The organism is Micromonospora sp. NPDC048040 (genome assembly GCF_055587185.1).
The window spans coordinates 33,657-48,330 of sequence record NZ_JBVJGT010000018.1; the positions used below are offsets into that span (position 1 = coordinate 33,657).

Below are 14,674 nucleotides of genomic sequence, written 5' to 3' on the forward strand. Positions count from 1 at the left end.
CCGCTGGTTTCGATGCCTGACCCGGTTGAGGCCCTTGCCGCAGTGCCGGGTGCCGTCGTTGGTGGTGGCGATGTTCGCGATGCCCAAATCGACGCCGAGGAACCCGTCAGGCTCTTTCACCTCAACATCAGGGATGTCGCAGGTGGCGTGCAGGTACCACTTGCCGTCACGGTGCACCAGATCGGATTCGCCCTTGCGGTGGGCGGACAGCACCGCGTACTGCTGCGCGGAGCAGCCGAACCGGATACCGGCCTGCCGCCCCGCGATGGTCCAGATGGAGACCGTGCGGGGGCGCATCTGCCAGGACAGACAGCGGTCGTCGAACGGCTGCGCGGCGTCCCGACGGAACCTGATCGGCTTTCCCTCGGCCGTGCGGCGACGTTTCGACCCGGGCTTGCCGAGATTTCCGGCACGAATGTTGGCGTTCAGGGTGGCGTACGCGCCGGCGACCTTACGGGCAACATGGATCGCCGGCTGAGCCGACAAACCCAGAGCCTTCAAACGGCCGTAGGTAAGCCGCTGAAGCGCCTGCTTCCCGTGGATTCGCCGCTGGAACGCCTCCACCGAGACGACATTGGCGGCCTCGTTGCACAGGCTCAGCGTGTTCCGCAACGCCGCCTCCTGGCCAGCGTCGGGGAACAGGCGCACCTGCACGACGATCTTCACATCCACAGTCTCGCATTCTGGTTTATGTCACCCCGATGGACCCCAGTTCCGAATGTTCGACACGGTCGGAGCGTCGTGCACAACCTGCACGTGCATCTTGTCGTCACCAAGTATCGGCGGGACGTGCGCGATGACGCCATGCTCACCCGGTGCGGGCAGATCATGGCTGACGTGTGCGCCAAGCTCGGTGCGGAACTGCGGGAGTTCAACGGCGAAGACGACCACGCCCAGCGGTGTCAGGTCGTGTCTTCCCACGTTCCGCACGAGAGCGGCAGATCAGGCTCACGCCACCTCCATGCACCGCGTTCAAGAGCCCTTCCTACCGCAGCTCCCTCCCGCGCTCGTGGCGCACGACGTCTCGTAACTCGGCGTCGGTCCATGGTGGATCATGTCGGGGTGCAGGTGATCTCGGCGGCCCGCCCGGATTGGATCTTCCCGTTCACCGGGCTGCAGCCCACCCAGTTCCGCAGGCTGGTCCGGCTCGTCGCCAAGCGTGGCGGTGACGCCATCGCTGACGGCCGACCAGGCCGGCAATGGTCTCTCGACCTCGCCGACCGGGTACTGCTGGTCGCCGCGTACTGGCGCACGAACCTGACCATGCGGCAGATCGGCCCACTGTTCGGGGTATCGCACTCCGCCGCGCATCGCGTCATCGACACCGTCGGCCCCCTGCTCGCTCTCGCGCCGGGACGCCGACGTCGGGTCGACCAGATCACCATCGTCGACGGCACCCTCATCCCGACCCGGGACCACCGCCTAGCCGCCCCGAGCAAGAACTACCGCTACAGCACGAACCTGCAGGTCGCCATCGACGCCCGCACCCGCCTCGTCGTCGCCCTCGGCGACCCGCAACCAGGCAACCGCAACGACACCGTCGTCTACCGCACCAGCGGCATCCAGCAGAAACTCGACGGGCGGCCGGTCATGGCCGACGGCGCCTACCGCGGCAACCCTGAGGTGATCATCCCGTACCGCAAACCCACCGACGGCAGCGCCCAGTGGAAAGCGGACCTGAACACACAACACCGCACCATCCAAGCGCAGGTCGAACACGCACTGGCCCGCATGAAGTGCTTCAAGATCCTGCGCGACTACCGCCGCGCCGCCCACACACTGACCGACACCGCCTCCGGCATCGCCCACCTCCACAACATCATCCTCGCCGGGTGACACCAGAACCGTTGCCGGGCAACGCCATCACCGAGTTACGAGACGCTCTTTAGGGACGAACGGAGTACACAGCGATCCGGCGCACCATGGATCGCCCAGATCTGCCGCTGATCGGGCGTTGGCAACCCAGCGAGTGGGGGCACGTTTCGGACTGCCGCATTGAGTGCGCCGACCGGGTCGCGTCGTCTTGTGACCGGACATCTACTCACGGTCACCGCTGTCATCCCCCAAATGTGCCCGGCTGCTCGATCGTGTTCAGTCTGCGCCGTAGGAGATCCCGTTCGGGTGCGGTGCTGGCCAGGTGGAGCGCCTTCCGGTAGGCGACGGCCGCCTCGGCGTGGCGGCCAGCCCGGTGCAACAGGTCCGCCCGGGCGACCGTGTAGGGGCGGTAGCCGCGCAGCAGCGCCTCGCCGGCGAGTTCGTCCAGCAGCGCCAGGCCCGCCTGCGGGCCGTCGCGCATCGCCACAGCCACTGCCCGGTTCACCGCGACGATCGGGGACCCGGTCAGTGCCAGCAGCACGTCGTAGAGCGCCACGATCTGTGGCCAGTCGGTGGTTGCCACGTCGGCCGCCTCGTTGTGCAGCGCGGCGATCGCCGCCTGCACCCCGTACCGGCCGGGCTGCCCGCCGGTCAACGCGACCCGGACCAGCCCGATCCCTTCCTCGATCATGGCGCGGTCCCAGCGGCTGCGGTCCTGATCGTCGAGCAGGACCAGTTCGCCGTCCGGGCCGGTGCGCGCGTCGCGTCGGGCATGGACGAGCACCATCAGGGCGAGCAGCCCGGCCACCTCACGCTCGGCGGGCAGCAGCCGGCGCAGTATCCGGGCCAGCCGGATGGCCTCCTCGGCGAGATCGATCCGTTGCAGCCGCGGGCCGGCGCTCGCCGCGTACCCTTCGGTGAAGATCGAATACACCGCTTGCAGGACCCCCGGCAACCGTTGCGGCAACTCGTCCGTGGAAGGCACCCGGAACGGGATCCGCGCCTGGCTGATCTTCTTCTTCGCCCGCGTGATCCGCTTGGCCATCGTCTCCGCCGGCACCACGAACGCCCGCGCCACCTCGGTCGTGGTCAACCCGGCAAGGAAACGCAGCGTGAGCGCGCCGCGGTCCTCGGCCGCCAGCGCCGGATGCGCACAGGTGAAGAACAGCAGCAGCCGCTCGTCCGGCAGGTCCCCGCCTTCGGGGGCAGGGACGGGGCCGGCCCGGTCCGCCTCCACCTGGAGGATGGCCAGCCGCGCCGCGTACGCCTGGTCGCGGCGCAACCGGTCGATCGCCCGGCGCCGGGCCGTGGTCATCAGCCACGCTCCCGGCCGGGGCGGAACCCCGTCGACCGGCCAGGACACCAGCGCCGCCTCGACCGCCTCGGAGGTCACCTCCTCCGCCAGGTCCAGGTCGCCGAAGCGGCGGACCAGGGCGGCCAGCAACCGGCCGCGTTCCTCGCGGAACACCGCCGCCACCAACGCCACCGGCGTCTCATGCGCCGATGCGTTGTCCGGCGCTCCAGCGCCGGCCGCCCGTCCCTCCACCGGCGGTCAGAACCCGAACTCGGCCACCGGCCGGACCACGACCGAGCCGTCACCGCGGGCGCCGGGGCAGCGGGCGGCCCAGTCCAACGCGGCATCGAGGTCCGGCACGTCGATCACGTAGAAGCCGCCGAGCACCTCGCGCGTCTCGGCGAACGGTCCGTCGGTCACGACCCGCTGGCCGTCCGACTCGACCCGCACCGTCGTGGCGGTCACCAGATCGGCCAGCGACTCCCCGGAGACGAAGATGCCGGCGTCCTTGACCTCCTTGTCGTACGCGATCCAGTCCTCGACCGTGCAGCCGGTGTTCACGCCGTTCGCGTCCACCGCACCGGCGTTGATCAGCAGCATGTACTTCACGATCTGTCTCCTGTCCGTCTCGCCTCGTGCGGCGGCCGCCGCACCCAATCTCTACGGACGAAACCCCGCCAGATGGACACCCCACCAGAAAATCAGGCGAGATGCCTTCGCTGGGGCCAAGGGCGTACATGGCCTCCGGGACACAGCGCCTCTCGCGGCCTGGCCGATGAGCGGTCGGTGCGCGAGGGCTGTGGGGCGCTGCTGTGGGGTTGCCGCGTACGGATGTCGATCAGGCAGGGGTGCAGCGGTCGCGCAGGGTTGCGACACCGTCGCCTTCGAGTTCGTCACAGTATGTGGTACGCCCAGTCATCGCCATGGTCAGTGCCAGGGTGGTGCCGGACACGAGTGGCCCGGAGCCGGTGGTGAAGGGGCCGTCGTTCGCGACGAGTCGCAGGCCGCGGATGCGGCCTTTGGCCAGGACCACCTGGTCGGAGCCCTGGTAGTACCGGGCGATCTGCGTGATGGTCTCGATCGGGTAGGGCCGGCGGATGTCCAGGGGGCGCCGGATGTCCTCCCCGTGCACGAACGTTTCGCCGAGCATCGCGATGGTCGGCAGTGGCGGTTTGGTCCTGCTCATGACGATGCCGCGGAATCTTTCCAGTGTCTCGGCCGCAGTTGCGCCCAGCTGCTCGTTCAGCCGCATGGTCACCTGCTTGTCGAAGTCGAATCTGCACCGGATGACCCCTGCCAGCCATTGCCAGGAGTTCAGGCTTGCCCCTGCGGTGAGGTGAGCGAGCACCTCGCGTACCGTCAACCCGGTGCACAACGACGGCGTCGCGAACTGCTGATCAGTCAGGCCCGCGAGGTCGGCCGCCAGGGCCGCGCGTTCTGCGTGGATCCGAGACCAGGTGTCGCTTCCACGATCGATGCGGGCTGTTGCTTCCTTCTCGGTCATGTCGAGGTCTCCTATCGTGTCGAGTGTCGGTGTTCATCAGGGCGAGACAGGTGCCGGTCCAGCGGTAACCGGCTGCGGTGGTGAGGTCCGTCGGAGTGGAGACCGCCGCTGCGGGGCAGAATCGTCGCTCGTGAGCAGAGATCCTTCTGGGTTGGCTGGAGACTCGGCCGCGGTCCCCGACGAGAATGTCGATCTTGGCCGGGCGCGCGAGGGTGACGACGAGGCCTTCACCCGCTTGGTCCAGCCGCTGCGCCGGGAGTTGCACGCCCACTGCTACCGCATGCTGGGCTCAACCCATGATGCCGATGATGCGGTGCAGGATACCCTGCTGCGGGCTTGGCGAGGACTCGCGCGATTCGAGGAACGCAGCTCTCTGCGCTCGTGGCTCTACACCATCGCGACCCGGGTCTGTCTGAATGTCGTGGAGTCCCGTGGTAGACGGCCGCTACCCGTCGACCTTGGCCCCTCCAGTGACCGTGCGGTGCTCGATGATCGGCCGCTGACGGAGTTCGCCTGGCTGGGCCCCTACCCTGACGCCGGCCTCGGCGACGGTCCATCAGTTCCCAGCGCAAGGTACGAACAGCGTGAAGCCGTCGAACTTGCCTTCGCCGCCGCGTTGCAACATCTACCGGGCAACCAGCGGGCGGCGCTGCTGCTCTTCGACGTCCTCGGCTTCTCTGCGGCCGAGATAGCCAACACGATGAACACCTCAACCACCTCGGTGAACTCCGCCCTCGCCCGCGCCCGTCGGGTGATCGCGGAGAAGGTGCCACCGCAGTCCCAGCAGCAGACCCTACGGAAGATCGGCGACGCTCGCGTACGGCAGATCGTCGCCGGATTCTCCACCGCGTTCGAACGCGGTGACGCCGATGCGCTCGTTGCCCTGCTCACCAGCGACGTCACGTGGTCGATGCCCCCGATGGCGCACTGGTATCGCGGGATCGAGGCGGTCACCGACTTCGCCGTTCAGGTCCCGCTGACCGGTTGCGGGAGTTGGCGGTGTCGTCCGACGACTGCGAATGGTCAGCCTGCCGTCGGGTTCTACCTCGGCAACGACCAGACGGGCCCGCACCTTGGCTGGTCGATCACCGTGTTGACCTTGAGGGATGAGCGCATCGCGGAGATCACGTCGTTCCTCGGCGCGGAACACTTCCCGGCTTTCGCGCTGCCGACGTCACTACCGTGATCCGGACAGCAGCCCAACGCACGTTGACCGACCGCACGCTCACGCCGCTGCAGCGCGTCGGCGGCAATCAGCTTCAGGCCAGTCGATAGAGTCGCACGGATAGGGCTGGGAAGCGGAAGGCGCGGATGGGCAATCTGGGGAACTACCAACTGATGACGACCATCGCCAAGAAGGTCGGTGGCCCAGCGACGCTTCTGATCGCGACTCTCGCCAGTGGATACATCATCGGTCGGACCACTGAAGCGGGTGGCAAGAAGGCGTTCAAGGCGTGGGTAGCCGCGCTCAAGAAGAGGAACACGCCGTGCGCGACGAAGGGCCAGCTCTTCAGGGTCGTCACCGACGGCGAGGACAGCAGCGGCTTGAAGCTCCGTGCTGGTGACGAGTACCGGGTTCTGGAGTGCGACGCCGATGCGATCCTCATCGAAGTCCTGAACGATCCCGACAACCCGTACTTCGTGTCCAGCGAGTTCTTGACGACAATCTCAGACTTCCCGGCAGAGGACACCGGCGAGGTCCAAACAGGCGACTGATTCCCGGACGCAACAAGACCGCCGGGTAGACGGCGGGAGTCTCACCCGCCGCCCCACAGATCCGTACGTGACAGTCTCCCGTCATGCGGCTCTTGCCATCCTGGTCATCAGAAGGTGGCGACCCATGCCCAGTGGGCGAAGGCTCTCGGGTACTGGCTGGTTACGCGCTGCCAGGTCGCCTTGGCCTTCTTGAAGTATCGCAGTCGTTCGAACTTCTTCCGCAGCCAGCGCTGGAGGTAGGTGTTGATCCGCTGGAGAAGGCGATACAGCGCGGAGCACTCGCACCCATGGCGGGACGAGGTTCTCACGCCGGACTGAAGACGCCGGCGCGGAGGGCAGCGGCGGCCGCGGCGGCGGCACGTCGGGCGAACTCCTCGTCGATGGGTTCGTCGATGACGAGCAGCCGCAGGAAGAAGGGCGCGCCCAGGACCTCGATCGCGGCCCGGGCATCGGTGCCCTCAGCCAGTTCGCCGCGGGCGACGGCGTGGTCGACGACGGCCTCGGCCAGGCCGAACCGCTCGGCGAAGAAGCCGCGGACGATCTGCGCGGCGCGCGGGTTGCGGGGCGCGGCCGCGGCCAGGGCCGTGATCAGCTCACCGGGTTCGCCGGTCATGCCGCGCCGGATCAGCAACGCCAGTTCCTCGAGGTCGGTGCCGAGGTCGCCGGTGTCCGGGATCGGAACGACCTCACTGGCGTACTCGCTGAGCAGGTCGCCGAGGACGCCTTCCAGGTCGGTCCACCGGCGGTAGACCGACGTCTTGTTGACGCCGGCCGCCTGGGCGATCCGTTCGACGGTCAGCTCGGCGTACCCGTCGGCGAGAAGGCCACGGGCGGCCGTGAGGACCGCGGCCCGGACACGGGCGCTGCGCCCGCCCGGTCGCTGACCGGCAGACATCGGACACCTCCTTTAACGCACCGACTGTTGCGTTACACCATCCCATTCGGCAGACTCAAAAGGCAACACGAGTTGCGATTGGAGGCACCTATGAAGGCCACTGTCTGCGTCGTCGGCGGCGGGCCCGCGGGGCTCGTCCTGGGGCTGCTGCTCGCCCGGCAGGGAGTGGAGGTCACCGTGCTGGAGAAGCACGCCGACTTCCTCCGGGACTTCCGCGGCGACACGGTGCATCCCTCCACCCTGAACATGCTCGACGAGATCGGGCTCGGCGAACGGATGGCGGTGCTGCCCGGGCGCAAGGCCGGCGGGTTGCGCGTCACCTTCGACGACGGCACCTACACCGTCGCGGACTTCACGCGCCTGCCGACGCCACACAACTACCTGTACTTCGTTCCCCAGTGGGACTTCCTGGAGATGCTCGCGACCGAGGCGGCGAGGTTCCCCACCTTCACGCTGCTTCGCTCCACCACCGTGACGGGCCTGCTCCGCGACCCGTCCGGCGCCGTCACCGGCGTACGCGCCGTGACCCCGAAGGGCGAACTGGAGATCGAGGCGTCGCTCACCGTCGCCTGCGACGGCCGTGATTCCGTGGTACGCCGGGAACTCGGCCTGCGGCCGGTCGACTACGGCGCACCCATGGACGTGCTGTGGTTCCGGATCTCGCGCCGCGCAGGCGACGGCGACGGCCTGGCGATGCGGGTCGGCGCCGGCGGGCTGATGCTCGCCATCGACCGCGGCGACTACTACCAGTGCGCGTACGTCATCGCCAAGGGCGGCTACGACGAGATCCGCGCGGCCGGGCTGGAGGCACTGCGGGAACAGGTGACCCGTCGGCATCCCGTCCTCGCCGACCGAGTCGATGAGCTCGCCACCTGGGACGACATCAAACTGCTGACGGTGAAGGTCAACCGGTTGCAGCGCTGGCACGCGCCCGGCACGCTGCTCATCGGCGACGCCGCACACGCCATGTCCCCGATCGGCGGCGTCGGCATCAACCTGGCGGTGCAGGATGCCGCGGCCACCGCCCGGATTCTGGGCCCGAACCTCGCCGCCGGGCAGCCGGTCACCGAAGCCGACCTCGCCGCGGTGCAGAAGCGCCGGCACTTCCCGACGGTGCTGATACAGAACATCCAGCGCGCCGCGCAGCGGCGCGTCGTCGACCCGCTGCTGCACGCCACCGGCCGGATCGACGCCCCGGCGCCGATACGCCTGGCGAAGCGGTTCCCGGCACTGCAAGCCCTCCCCGCCCGGCTGGTCGGTATCGGCGTACGCCCCGAACACGTGCGCTGACCCACCGTTCCGGCAGACGGACGGAGACGTGATCCGCTACGACAGGGACGGACTCCCACCCTGCCGGTAGCGCCCGCCACCTGACGTGTCGGACGCTACCCGCATCCGAATCTGCCGCAGACCGGGCGTTACTTAGGGTCACAGTCGGGCAAGGCGGCGTTCGATCTTGCCGATGAGCGGATATCTGATCTTGGCCCGGTGTCGGTGTGCGATGACTAAAGTGTCGCGCCCTTGCGCGGAGCCGAGACCCACACGGGCTGGTACTGCTGCGGGCTGATCGCGCGTAACCACCGAATCCTGTACTAGCGGAAACAGGTTTGCTATGCAAACCTATTGGCATGACCACTGATTCGGTACCCGCCAGCGGCGATCCCCGCCGACTGCTGTCGGACGTGCGCACCCTCGCCCGCCGGGTGCGTCTTGACCAGCGGGTGACCTGGCTCGCGCTGCTGGTGCTGGCCGCGGTGACGTTCGCGGCGATCCCGATCGACTGGTACTCCCTCCAGGCCGACTGCGGGTCCGCGAGCGCGTGGGTCAAGGACGTGAACGGCGGCTTCATGTGCCACGTCCGGCGTGAGGGCGCGATGTTCTACTGGCCGTCGGCACTGCTGCTGGCGTACACGGCGATCGCCGTGTACGCCGTGCGGGTCGCCCGGGCGCGAGGGCTGGGCGCCCGGGTGCTGCCGTACGTGCTCACCGGCGTCACGCTGACGGTCCTGTTCACCGTTTTGTGGCTGCTGGCGCGCCTGTACTTGGCCAGCCACCCGGTGCCTACCCATCCGCTCTCGTCCTGGGTTATGCTGCTGGACCGTCTGGTCGCACCGGCAGGCACGATCGGGGTCGCGCTGCTGGTGCTGGTCTGGCTGGAACGCCACGTCGCGCTGCTGGTGTTCACCCTCGGGTATCTGGCGGTGGTGCTGGTGCCGATCAACTTCTTCTGGCACCCCTCCTGGGGATACGCGGGAATCCTGGGAGAATTCCTGCCGCCGCAAATCGTCAACGGTGCCGTACTGCTGCTGGGCGCGGCCGGCTTCGCGATGGCCCGCCGCCGGCACCGATGACCGCCGAGAGCGGGACGCCGGACCCGCACGCGCCGTCCGCCCATCCGGTCAACGGCCTGAACGACGTGGTGCACCAGCGGGTCCGGCTGGGCATCCTCACCATCGCACACGAGGCCCGCCGGGTCGAGTTCGGCTACCTGCGCACCCAGCTGCAGTTGACCGCCGGCAACCTCTCCCAGCACCTCGGCGTGCTGGAGACCGCCGGCCTGGTAGAGGTCGAAAAGGGGTTCGCCGGCCGGCGCGGCCGTACCTGGATCACGCTCACCGCTGCCGGCAGCACCGCGCTCGCCGAAGAGATCGGGCGGCTGAAGCAGCTCATCGCGCGGGTCGAGACCACCGACACCCGGGAGGACCGATGACCACCGCTGACCCGTCGACACCTGCTCACAGCCGCGCTCGCGACCGGGGTCGCCGTGCCGCTCGGCGACCCCGGCCGCGGCTGGGCGGCGCCGGCCGCGCCCGGCCCGACCCGGCTCACGCTGCCCCCACCCACCGGGCCGCACCGTGTCGGCACCGTGTCGCTGCACCTCGTCGACGGATCCCGCCCGGATCCGGTCGCCGGCCCCGGGCACTATCGCGAACTGATGGCCAGCGTCTGGTACCCCGCCGTCCGGGACGTCCGGCGTCATCCGGTGGTGCCGTGGATGCCCGCCGCGCCGCTGCGTGCGCTGCTCGTGTCCGCCGGGTTCGACGCCGGTGCCGCGGCGGCGCCCCTCACGGCCGGCCACGAGGGCGCTCCGGCACTCCGGGCACCCGGACGGCTGCCCGTGATCGTGTTCTCCCACGGCAACGACGGTCACCGCGCCGAGGCCACCATCGTGGTTCAGGAACTCGCCAGCCACGGCTACGTCGTGGTCACGGTGGATCACACGTACGACGGGTTCAGCGAGTTCCCCGACGGCCGGCTCACCGTCCCCGAGGATCTGTCGTTCACGCCGTGGGACCACGCCCACGACGCCCGGTTCGTCCTCGACCGCATCGAGGACCTGGCCGCCGGCCGCAACCCCGACGCCGAGCAGCGTCCGCTGCCGGCCGGCCTGGGCGCCGCGCTCGACCTGCGGCGCATCGGCATGTTCGGCTGGTCGAAGGGCACGACCGCGACCGCCCTCGTCATGAACCAGGACCGACGCGTGCAGGCCGGGCTCGGCTTCGACGGCCCGATGCAGTCGGTGCCACCGGTCGCCGAGATCGCCCGGCCGTTCATGCTGATGACCGCGGAGTTCACCCGGGCCGCCGAGCCGAGCGTCGAGCAGTTCTGGTCGTACCTGCGCGGATGGCGGCTGAACGTGCAGGCCACCGGCGCGGCGCACTCGTCGTACTGCGACCACCAGTGGCTGATCCCGCAACTGGCGAGGCTCATCGGGATGAGCGAGGAGGACCTCGCGGGCTGGATCGGCACCCTCGACCCGGCCCGGGCGGTGCGGATCCAGCAGGCGTACCCGCTCGCGTTCTTCGACCTGCACCTACGCCACCGGGGACACCTGCTCAACGGCCCGAACCCGGCCTTCCCGGAAGTGCAGTTCATCGTCTGACACGCATCAAACAGCTTGAGTGACGTCCCCGCAGCAGCCGCGCCAGCGGGATCCCCCCTTGTCGTGATCCTCACCGGCGACAACCGCAACGACGTCACCAACTCGTCCCCTGATCGAAATGCGTAGCGCGCAGACCCCCGGCTTTTAATCGTGGGGATAGAGCGTCAAGGGCTCTGCGGGCTCAGCCCGCCGACACCGGCCGAAGCGAACGCCGCAGCGGCAGCAACGCCACCAGCATCAACAGCCCGGCCAACGGCATCAGATCCAAGCTCACCGACGGCAGCAGCACCCCGACGAGCATGACCACCGGGCTCCACCACGGCAGCCGGCCGGCCCTGGCGGCCAGCACGGCGACCACCACGATCCCGACGAAGAAGAACAGTGGACCGACGTCGTAGATTGCGGGTCGCACGCCGGGGAGGCCGGAAAATTCGTGCTGCAGGTTCCGCAGCTCTTCCTTGTCGGCAGCCATGAATGCCTGCACGATGTCTGCCCCGAACTGGACCACGGATGTCGCCAGACCGAGCAAAGTCGCGCCGACCACCACTTCGCGGACCGTTCCGGCGGGCAGTAGCGTCCGCAGCCCCAGGACCAGCGGCACGAACAGGAGGAAGCCGGCCAAGCCGAGGAAGTGGGCGAGTTGCCAGTCGAAACCCGGCCCGTACATGTTGTCGAGTCTGCCGATGTTACGGGCCACGCCGTAGCCGCCCACCGCGAGCGGCCCGGCGATCAGAGCGAACCTTGCTGCCTTCGTCATGCTGAAGATCATCGTCGCGCACCGGATCATGGTGCCTCCGGCGGAACCCCCGCACGTGACCCTGAGAACCCCCGCAGAGTTCAACCCTGACCACCTACAGGCGGCCGAGCAAGACGAAGGTGGCTACGCAGCGTCATGCCAAGCGGGCCCGATGCCGTGCCGACGCGCCGCGTTGAGCGCACCCGCGAATGGACGTCAGGTGTCGTACTCGCCGCTGTCCCATGGCTCGGTAAAGGCCATGTAGTCGCCGGGCTCGACGGTGACCCACCATGTGTCGTCGTCGTCCTCCGGCTCCCTGGGAATCAGGCCGAAGGTTGTACCGAACCGATCAATCGCGAAGGGCTCGACCTCGATGCGGGTGAACGTAACCTCCCCAAGCTCCTTCAACCGAGCGTCACACGCCGCCCGCCGCGCCATCCGGTCCATCCGGGCTCTGGGACCGAAGGCGTCGATCCTGGCCTCCAGGAACCGGCCCTCGGGGTCGAAGAGGTACAGAGCGACGAACTCCTGGCCGTCGTCGTCGCCTCGGATGGCTGGTTCGAAGGGAGTGGTGAGGAAGAACTGCCTGCCGTCAGCGGTGCGCCCCACGTGCTCGGCATGATAGTCGTCATGATCGATGGCGAGACGGCGCGGCGGTCCGACCCTCATCCGGCTCGTCCTCTCCTCGCGCCGACGGCGGGAGCCGTCGCGATCGCTACGCCAGCATCATGCCGTCCGGGTACGACAGGATCGTGTCCCAGGGATCGTGCAGTGAGGTCGGGGAGAGCAGCGGCTGAAGTAGAGCGGGGTTGATGATCGCCGGCAGCCGCCGGGCTACCCCAGCGAGCAGGTCGGCGACCTGGACCCGCGGATCGTCGCGGGAGTCGACCATCACCAGCCCGGCCAGGGGCGATACGCCGGCCGGCAGCGCCCCAGCTTTCTCGGCGTCTGCCGCCGATGGTCCACCGCCGTTGGCCAGCACCTGCTGGAGGCGGGTCAACCGGTCGGCCGTGAGGGCGCTCTGCTCGTCGTGGATCACCAGCACCTGCCGCTGTCCGCCGCTCCAGGTCAGGATCGTTTCCGCCAGCGCCGGCAGCATCGGTTCCAGCGGTGGCGGGATCGACCGGTCGTCGTTGTCGAGCCGGGTCAACACAGCCCACACATGGGTCGGACTGAGCCCGTTGAGGACACCATCGGCCTGCGTGCCGAGCCCGTGTCGTACCAGCGCGTCCCGGGCCTGGAAGAACCGCTCCAGGGTCCGGCGACCCGGACGCCGCCGTTTGATCCGGACCAGGTCGACGAAGGCTGCCAGGAAGACACCCCAGTCGCTTCCGGCTGAGCGCCCGGCCCGGTACAAGGCGAGAGCGGCCGGACGGTGGTCCTGAGTCAGGCGGGTACCGGCCGCGTACGACGGCTCGGTCAGCAGCAGGTCGACGATCCGGGTCACGAGGAAGAACTCCTTGTCGACCAGATGGACGTGCGCGCGGCCCTTCAGCTCCGTCAGGAACCATTCCAGCGCTTCACCCGCGCCCGGGCCGCGAAGGAACTGCCCGGACTTGAACTCGTGCGGCGGGAACCGGAACCCGGAGCGCAGCGCTGTGATCAGCCCGATGGCCTCGTCCGCGCCCAGATCGACACTCGCGTGCGTGATCACCGGGGCGGTCGAATGGAGCAGATTGGTGCCCGAGAATCCGGACTCGTCACAGGCGATCTCCACAACGGCGCCAACCACCGCGTCCGCCGGCGGTAGCCCGCCCTGAAGCGGCGATCTCACGACCGGTCCCCCAGCATGCCGACCATCGTCACCCGTACGCCCTCATGGAACAATCCAATTGCGTCCGGAAGACCCGCGACGGAGAACATGCGCTTGCTGGTGCTGAGGCACTGGACGACGGACCACAGACCACCGCCGAACGCGGCCGCAGGTCGTTACGCCTTGGCTGCGCGATGCGGCCCATCCGCTTCTGCCGCCGAGCGGATGCGCGGTCTTGTGAACGCATGGTCGCGGGGAGCCAGGCGGTGGCGTGGTCCGGCCGCCCGAAGCACCACGTCGAGGACCTGGTCGGGGTTGGCGGCGTAGCTTGTGCTGAACCAGGCCATGTTCGCCTCCACCACGGCCCAGTGTTCGTCGCCGCGGTCGGCGTTGCTGGCGAGGCCGACGTCGACAACGACGGCGCTGGGCAGGCTGTCAGCGCAGGCGTCGAGCAGGCCGGCGGCGAAGTCGAGCACGGCGGCGCGGTGCGGGCAGGCAGCGAGGGGGGCCGGGTCGAGCCGGCCGTTGGTGGCGTAGCGGCTGGCGGCGTGCACTGTGGCGTCGAGGACGAACAACCGGTACTCCACCAGGAACGTCACGATCTCGCTGACCAGCACCGGAGTGTCGGCGGGGTAGCGCTCGGCATGGGGCAGGCGGGAGCCGTCGGCGTAGACGCCGGCCGTCAGGGTCTTGTCTCGGGGCGGCTTGACGAACATTGGCGTACGGGACCAGCGTGCGTCGCCGAGAGTGGTGAGGGTGATGTCGCGGCGGGTGTACTCGTACGGCAGCTGCACCAGCCAGTCGTCGGTCGGTTCGAGCATTGCCAGGTCGAGGTCCGCGGCGACGGCAGCGGCGAAGGCCGGCCCGCCGTAGAGGTGCCCACCCCGGGCCTGCCGCAGCTGAGCTGGTACTGACGGGTGGGGCAGATGCTCCACTGCCAGGCCCCGTCGCCGGGCCGACTCAGCAAGTAGCTCGGCGGTCCTGTCGAGGCGCGGCGGCAGCACCAGGAAGTCACCGACCGGGACGGCGATGGTCATGACTGACGATTCTGAGGACCCGCCACGTCGCCGTCGCCTGA

Annotated in this window: 16 protein-coding genes and 1 pseudogene; 8 read left to right on the forward strand and 9 right to left on the reverse strand. The window is 68.8% G+C overall.

The window, feature by feature from the left end:
* Positions 1-690: 690 nt before the first annotated feature.
* Both ACZ6O2_RS18925 and ACZ6O2_RS18930 read left to right on the forward strand, forming a co-directional pair.
* Positions 691-834: pseudogene (locus ACZ6O2_RS18925) on the forward strand (hypothetical protein); the annotation flags it as partial.
* A 228-nt stretch (positions 835-1,062) separates the two neighbouring features.
* The gene (locus tag ACZ6O2_RS18930) at positions 1,063-1,836 is read left to right on the forward strand and encodes a transposase family protein (RefSeq protein WP_466023768.1); all 774 of its coding nucleotides are present in this window, start codon (positions 1,063-1,065) and stop codon (positions 1,834-1,836) included.
* Positions 1,837-2,056: 220 nt separating this feature from the next.
* On the opposite strand, the gene ACZ6O2_RS18935 is transcribed toward ACZ6O2_RS18930, so the two are convergent.
* From ACZ6O2_RS18935 to ACZ6O2_RS18945, 3 genes are all read right to left on the reverse strand, one after another.
* The gene (locus tag ACZ6O2_RS18935; RefSeq protein ID WP_466023769.1) at positions 2,057-3,292 is read right to left on the reverse strand and encodes an RNA polymerase sigma factor; all 1,236 of its coding nucleotides are present in this window, start codon (positions 3,290-3,292) and stop codon (positions 2,057-2,059) included.
* A gap of 75 nt (positions 3,293-3,367) precedes the next feature.
* Positions 3,368-3,709 (reverse strand): YciI family protein, encoded by a 342-nt coding sequence (locus tag ACZ6O2_RS18940; protein WP_466023770.1) that lies wholly within the window; start codon positions 3,707-3,709, stop codon positions 3,368-3,370.
* 238 nt (positions 3,710-3,947) lie between these two features.
* Positions 3,948-4,613, reverse strand: a complete 666-nt coding sequence (locus ACZ6O2_RS18945) for a maleylpyruvate isomerase family mycothiol-dependent enzyme (protein ID WP_466023706.1) — start codon at positions 4,611-4,613, stop codon at positions 3,948-3,950.
* A 151-nt stretch (positions 4,614-4,764) separates the two neighbouring features.
* Here ACZ6O2_RS18945 and ACZ6O2_RS18950 point away from each other — a divergent pair, with 151 nt between their 5' ends.
* Complete coding sequence (locus ACZ6O2_RS18950) at positions 4,765-5,799, forward strand: sigma-70 family RNA polymerase sigma factor (protein ID WP_466023771.1); 1,035 nt, start codon at positions 4,765-4,767, stop codon at positions 5,797-5,799.
* A gap of 152 nt (positions 5,800-5,951) precedes the next feature.
* A complete protein-coding gene (locus ACZ6O2_RS18955; protein ID WP_466023707.1) occupies positions 5,952-6,329 on the forward strand; it encodes a hypothetical protein in 378 nt (125 codons plus the stop codon).
* Positions 6,330-6,436: 107 nt separating this feature from the next.
* On the opposite strand, the gene ACZ6O2_RS18960 is transcribed toward ACZ6O2_RS18955, so the two are convergent.
* On the reverse strand, positions 6,437-6,637 hold the full coding sequence (locus ACZ6O2_RS18960) for a hypothetical protein (RefSeq protein WP_466023708.1): 201 nt from the start codon (positions 6,635-6,637) through the stop codon (positions 6,437-6,439).
* A complete protein-coding gene (locus tag ACZ6O2_RS18965; protein ID WP_466023709.1) occupies positions 6,634-7,224 on the reverse strand; it encodes a TetR/AcrR family transcriptional regulator in 591 nt (196 codons plus the stop codon). The genes ACZ6O2_RS18960 and ACZ6O2_RS18965 overlap by 4 nt, the downstream gene beginning before the upstream one ends.
* A gap of 90 nt (positions 7,225-7,314) precedes the next feature.
* Here ACZ6O2_RS18965 and ACZ6O2_RS18970 point away from each other — a divergent pair, with 90 nt between their 5' ends.
* The 4 genes from ACZ6O2_RS18970 (at position 7,315) to ACZ6O2_RS18985 (ending at position 11,107) form a co-directional block, all read left to right on the forward strand.
* Complete coding sequence (locus tag ACZ6O2_RS18970; RefSeq protein ID WP_466023710.1) at positions 7,315-8,514, forward strand: FAD-dependent oxidoreductase; 1,200 nt, start codon at positions 7,315-7,317, stop codon at positions 8,512-8,514.
* Between the two features lie 338 nt (positions 8,515-8,852).
* Positions 8,853-9,575, forward strand: coding sequence for a hypothetical protein (locus ACZ6O2_RS18975; RefSeq protein ID WP_466023711.1), 723 nt, complete (start codon positions 8,853-8,855; stop codon positions 9,573-9,575).
* Entirely contained in the window at positions 9,572-9,934 is a 363-nt protein-coding gene (locus tag ACZ6O2_RS18980; RefSeq protein WP_466023712.1) for a transcriptional regulator, read from the forward strand. The genes ACZ6O2_RS18975 and ACZ6O2_RS18980 overlap by 4 nt, the downstream gene beginning before the upstream one ends.
* 54 nt (positions 9,935-9,988) lie before the next feature.
* A complete protein-coding gene (locus tag ACZ6O2_RS18985) occupies positions 9,989-11,107 on the forward strand; it encodes an alpha/beta hydrolase family protein (protein WP_466023713.1) in 1,119 nt (372 codons plus the stop codon).
* A gap of 181 nt (positions 11,108-11,288) precedes the next feature.
* On the opposite strand, the gene ACZ6O2_RS18990 is transcribed toward ACZ6O2_RS18985, so the two are convergent.
* The 4 genes from ACZ6O2_RS18990 to ACZ6O2_RS19005 form a co-directional block, all read right to left on the reverse strand.
* Positions 11,289-11,876, reverse strand: coding sequence for a hypothetical protein (locus ACZ6O2_RS18990; protein ID WP_466023714.1), 588 nt, complete (start codon positions 11,874-11,876; stop codon positions 11,289-11,291).
* A gap of 183 nt (positions 11,877-12,059) precedes the next feature.
* Entirely contained in the window at positions 12,060-12,512 is a 453-nt protein-coding gene (locus ACZ6O2_RS18995) for a hypothetical protein (RefSeq protein WP_350705876.1), read from the reverse strand.
* Positions 12,513-12,558: 46 nt separating this feature from the next.
* Positions 12,559-13,497 carry a DUF3800 domain-containing protein gene (locus tag ACZ6O2_RS19000; protein ID WP_466023715.1) on the reverse strand — a complete coding sequence of 313 codons (939 nt, stop codon included), beginning with the start codon at positions 13,495-13,497 and terminating at the stop codon, positions 12,559-12,561.
* Between the two features lie 275 nt (positions 13,498-13,772).
* Positions 13,773-14,633 (reverse strand): ATP-grasp domain-containing protein, encoded by an 861-nt coding sequence (locus tag ACZ6O2_RS19005; protein WP_466023716.1) that lies wholly within the window; start codon positions 14,631-14,633, stop codon positions 13,773-13,775.
* Positions 14,634-14,674 lie beyond the last annotated feature (41 nt).

Excerpts from the sequence above, each read along its gene's own strand:
- ACZ6O2_RS18940 (WP_466023770.1), bottom strand. The coding sequence starts at position 3,709 with ATGCTGCTGATCAACGCCGGTGCGGTGGACGCGAACGGCGTGAACACC.
- ACZ6O2_RS18945 (WP_466023706.1), bottom strand. The coding sequence starts at position 4,613 with ATGACCGAGAAGGAAGCAACAGCCCGCATCGATCGTGGAAGCGACACC.
- ACZ6O2_RS18955 (WP_466023707.1), top strand. The coding sequence starts at position 5,952 with ATGACGACCATCGCCAAGAAGGTCGGTGGCCCAGCGACGCTTCTGATC.
- ACZ6O2_RS18965 (WP_466023709.1), bottom strand. The coding sequence starts at position 7,224 with ATGTCTGCCGGTCAGCGACCGGGCGGGCGCAGCGCCCGTGTCCGGGCC.
- ACZ6O2_RS18970 (WP_466023710.1), top strand. The coding sequence starts at position 7,315 with ATGAAGGCCACTGTCTGCGTCGTCGGCGGCGGGCCCGCGGGGCTCGTC.
- ACZ6O2_RS18975 (WP_466023711.1), top strand. The coding sequence starts at position 8,853 with ATGACCACTGATTCGGTACCCGCCAGCGGCGATCCCCGCCGACTGCTG.
- ACZ6O2_RS18980 (WP_466023712.1), top strand. The coding sequence starts at position 9,572 with ATGACCGCCGAGAGCGGGACGCCGGACCCGCACGCGCCGTCCGCCCAT.
- ACZ6O2_RS18990 (WP_466023714.1), bottom strand. The coding sequence starts at position 11,876 with ATGATCTTCAGCATGACGAAGGCAGCAAGGTTCGCTCTGATCGCCGGG.
- ACZ6O2_RS18995 (WP_350705876.1), bottom strand. The coding sequence starts at position 12,512 with ATGAGGGTCGGACCGCCGCGCCGTCTCGCCATCGATCATGACGACTAT.
- ACZ6O2_RS19005 (WP_466023716.1), bottom strand. The coding sequence starts at position 14,633 with ATGACCATCGCCGTCCCGGTCGGTGACTTCCTGGTGCTGCCGCCGCGC.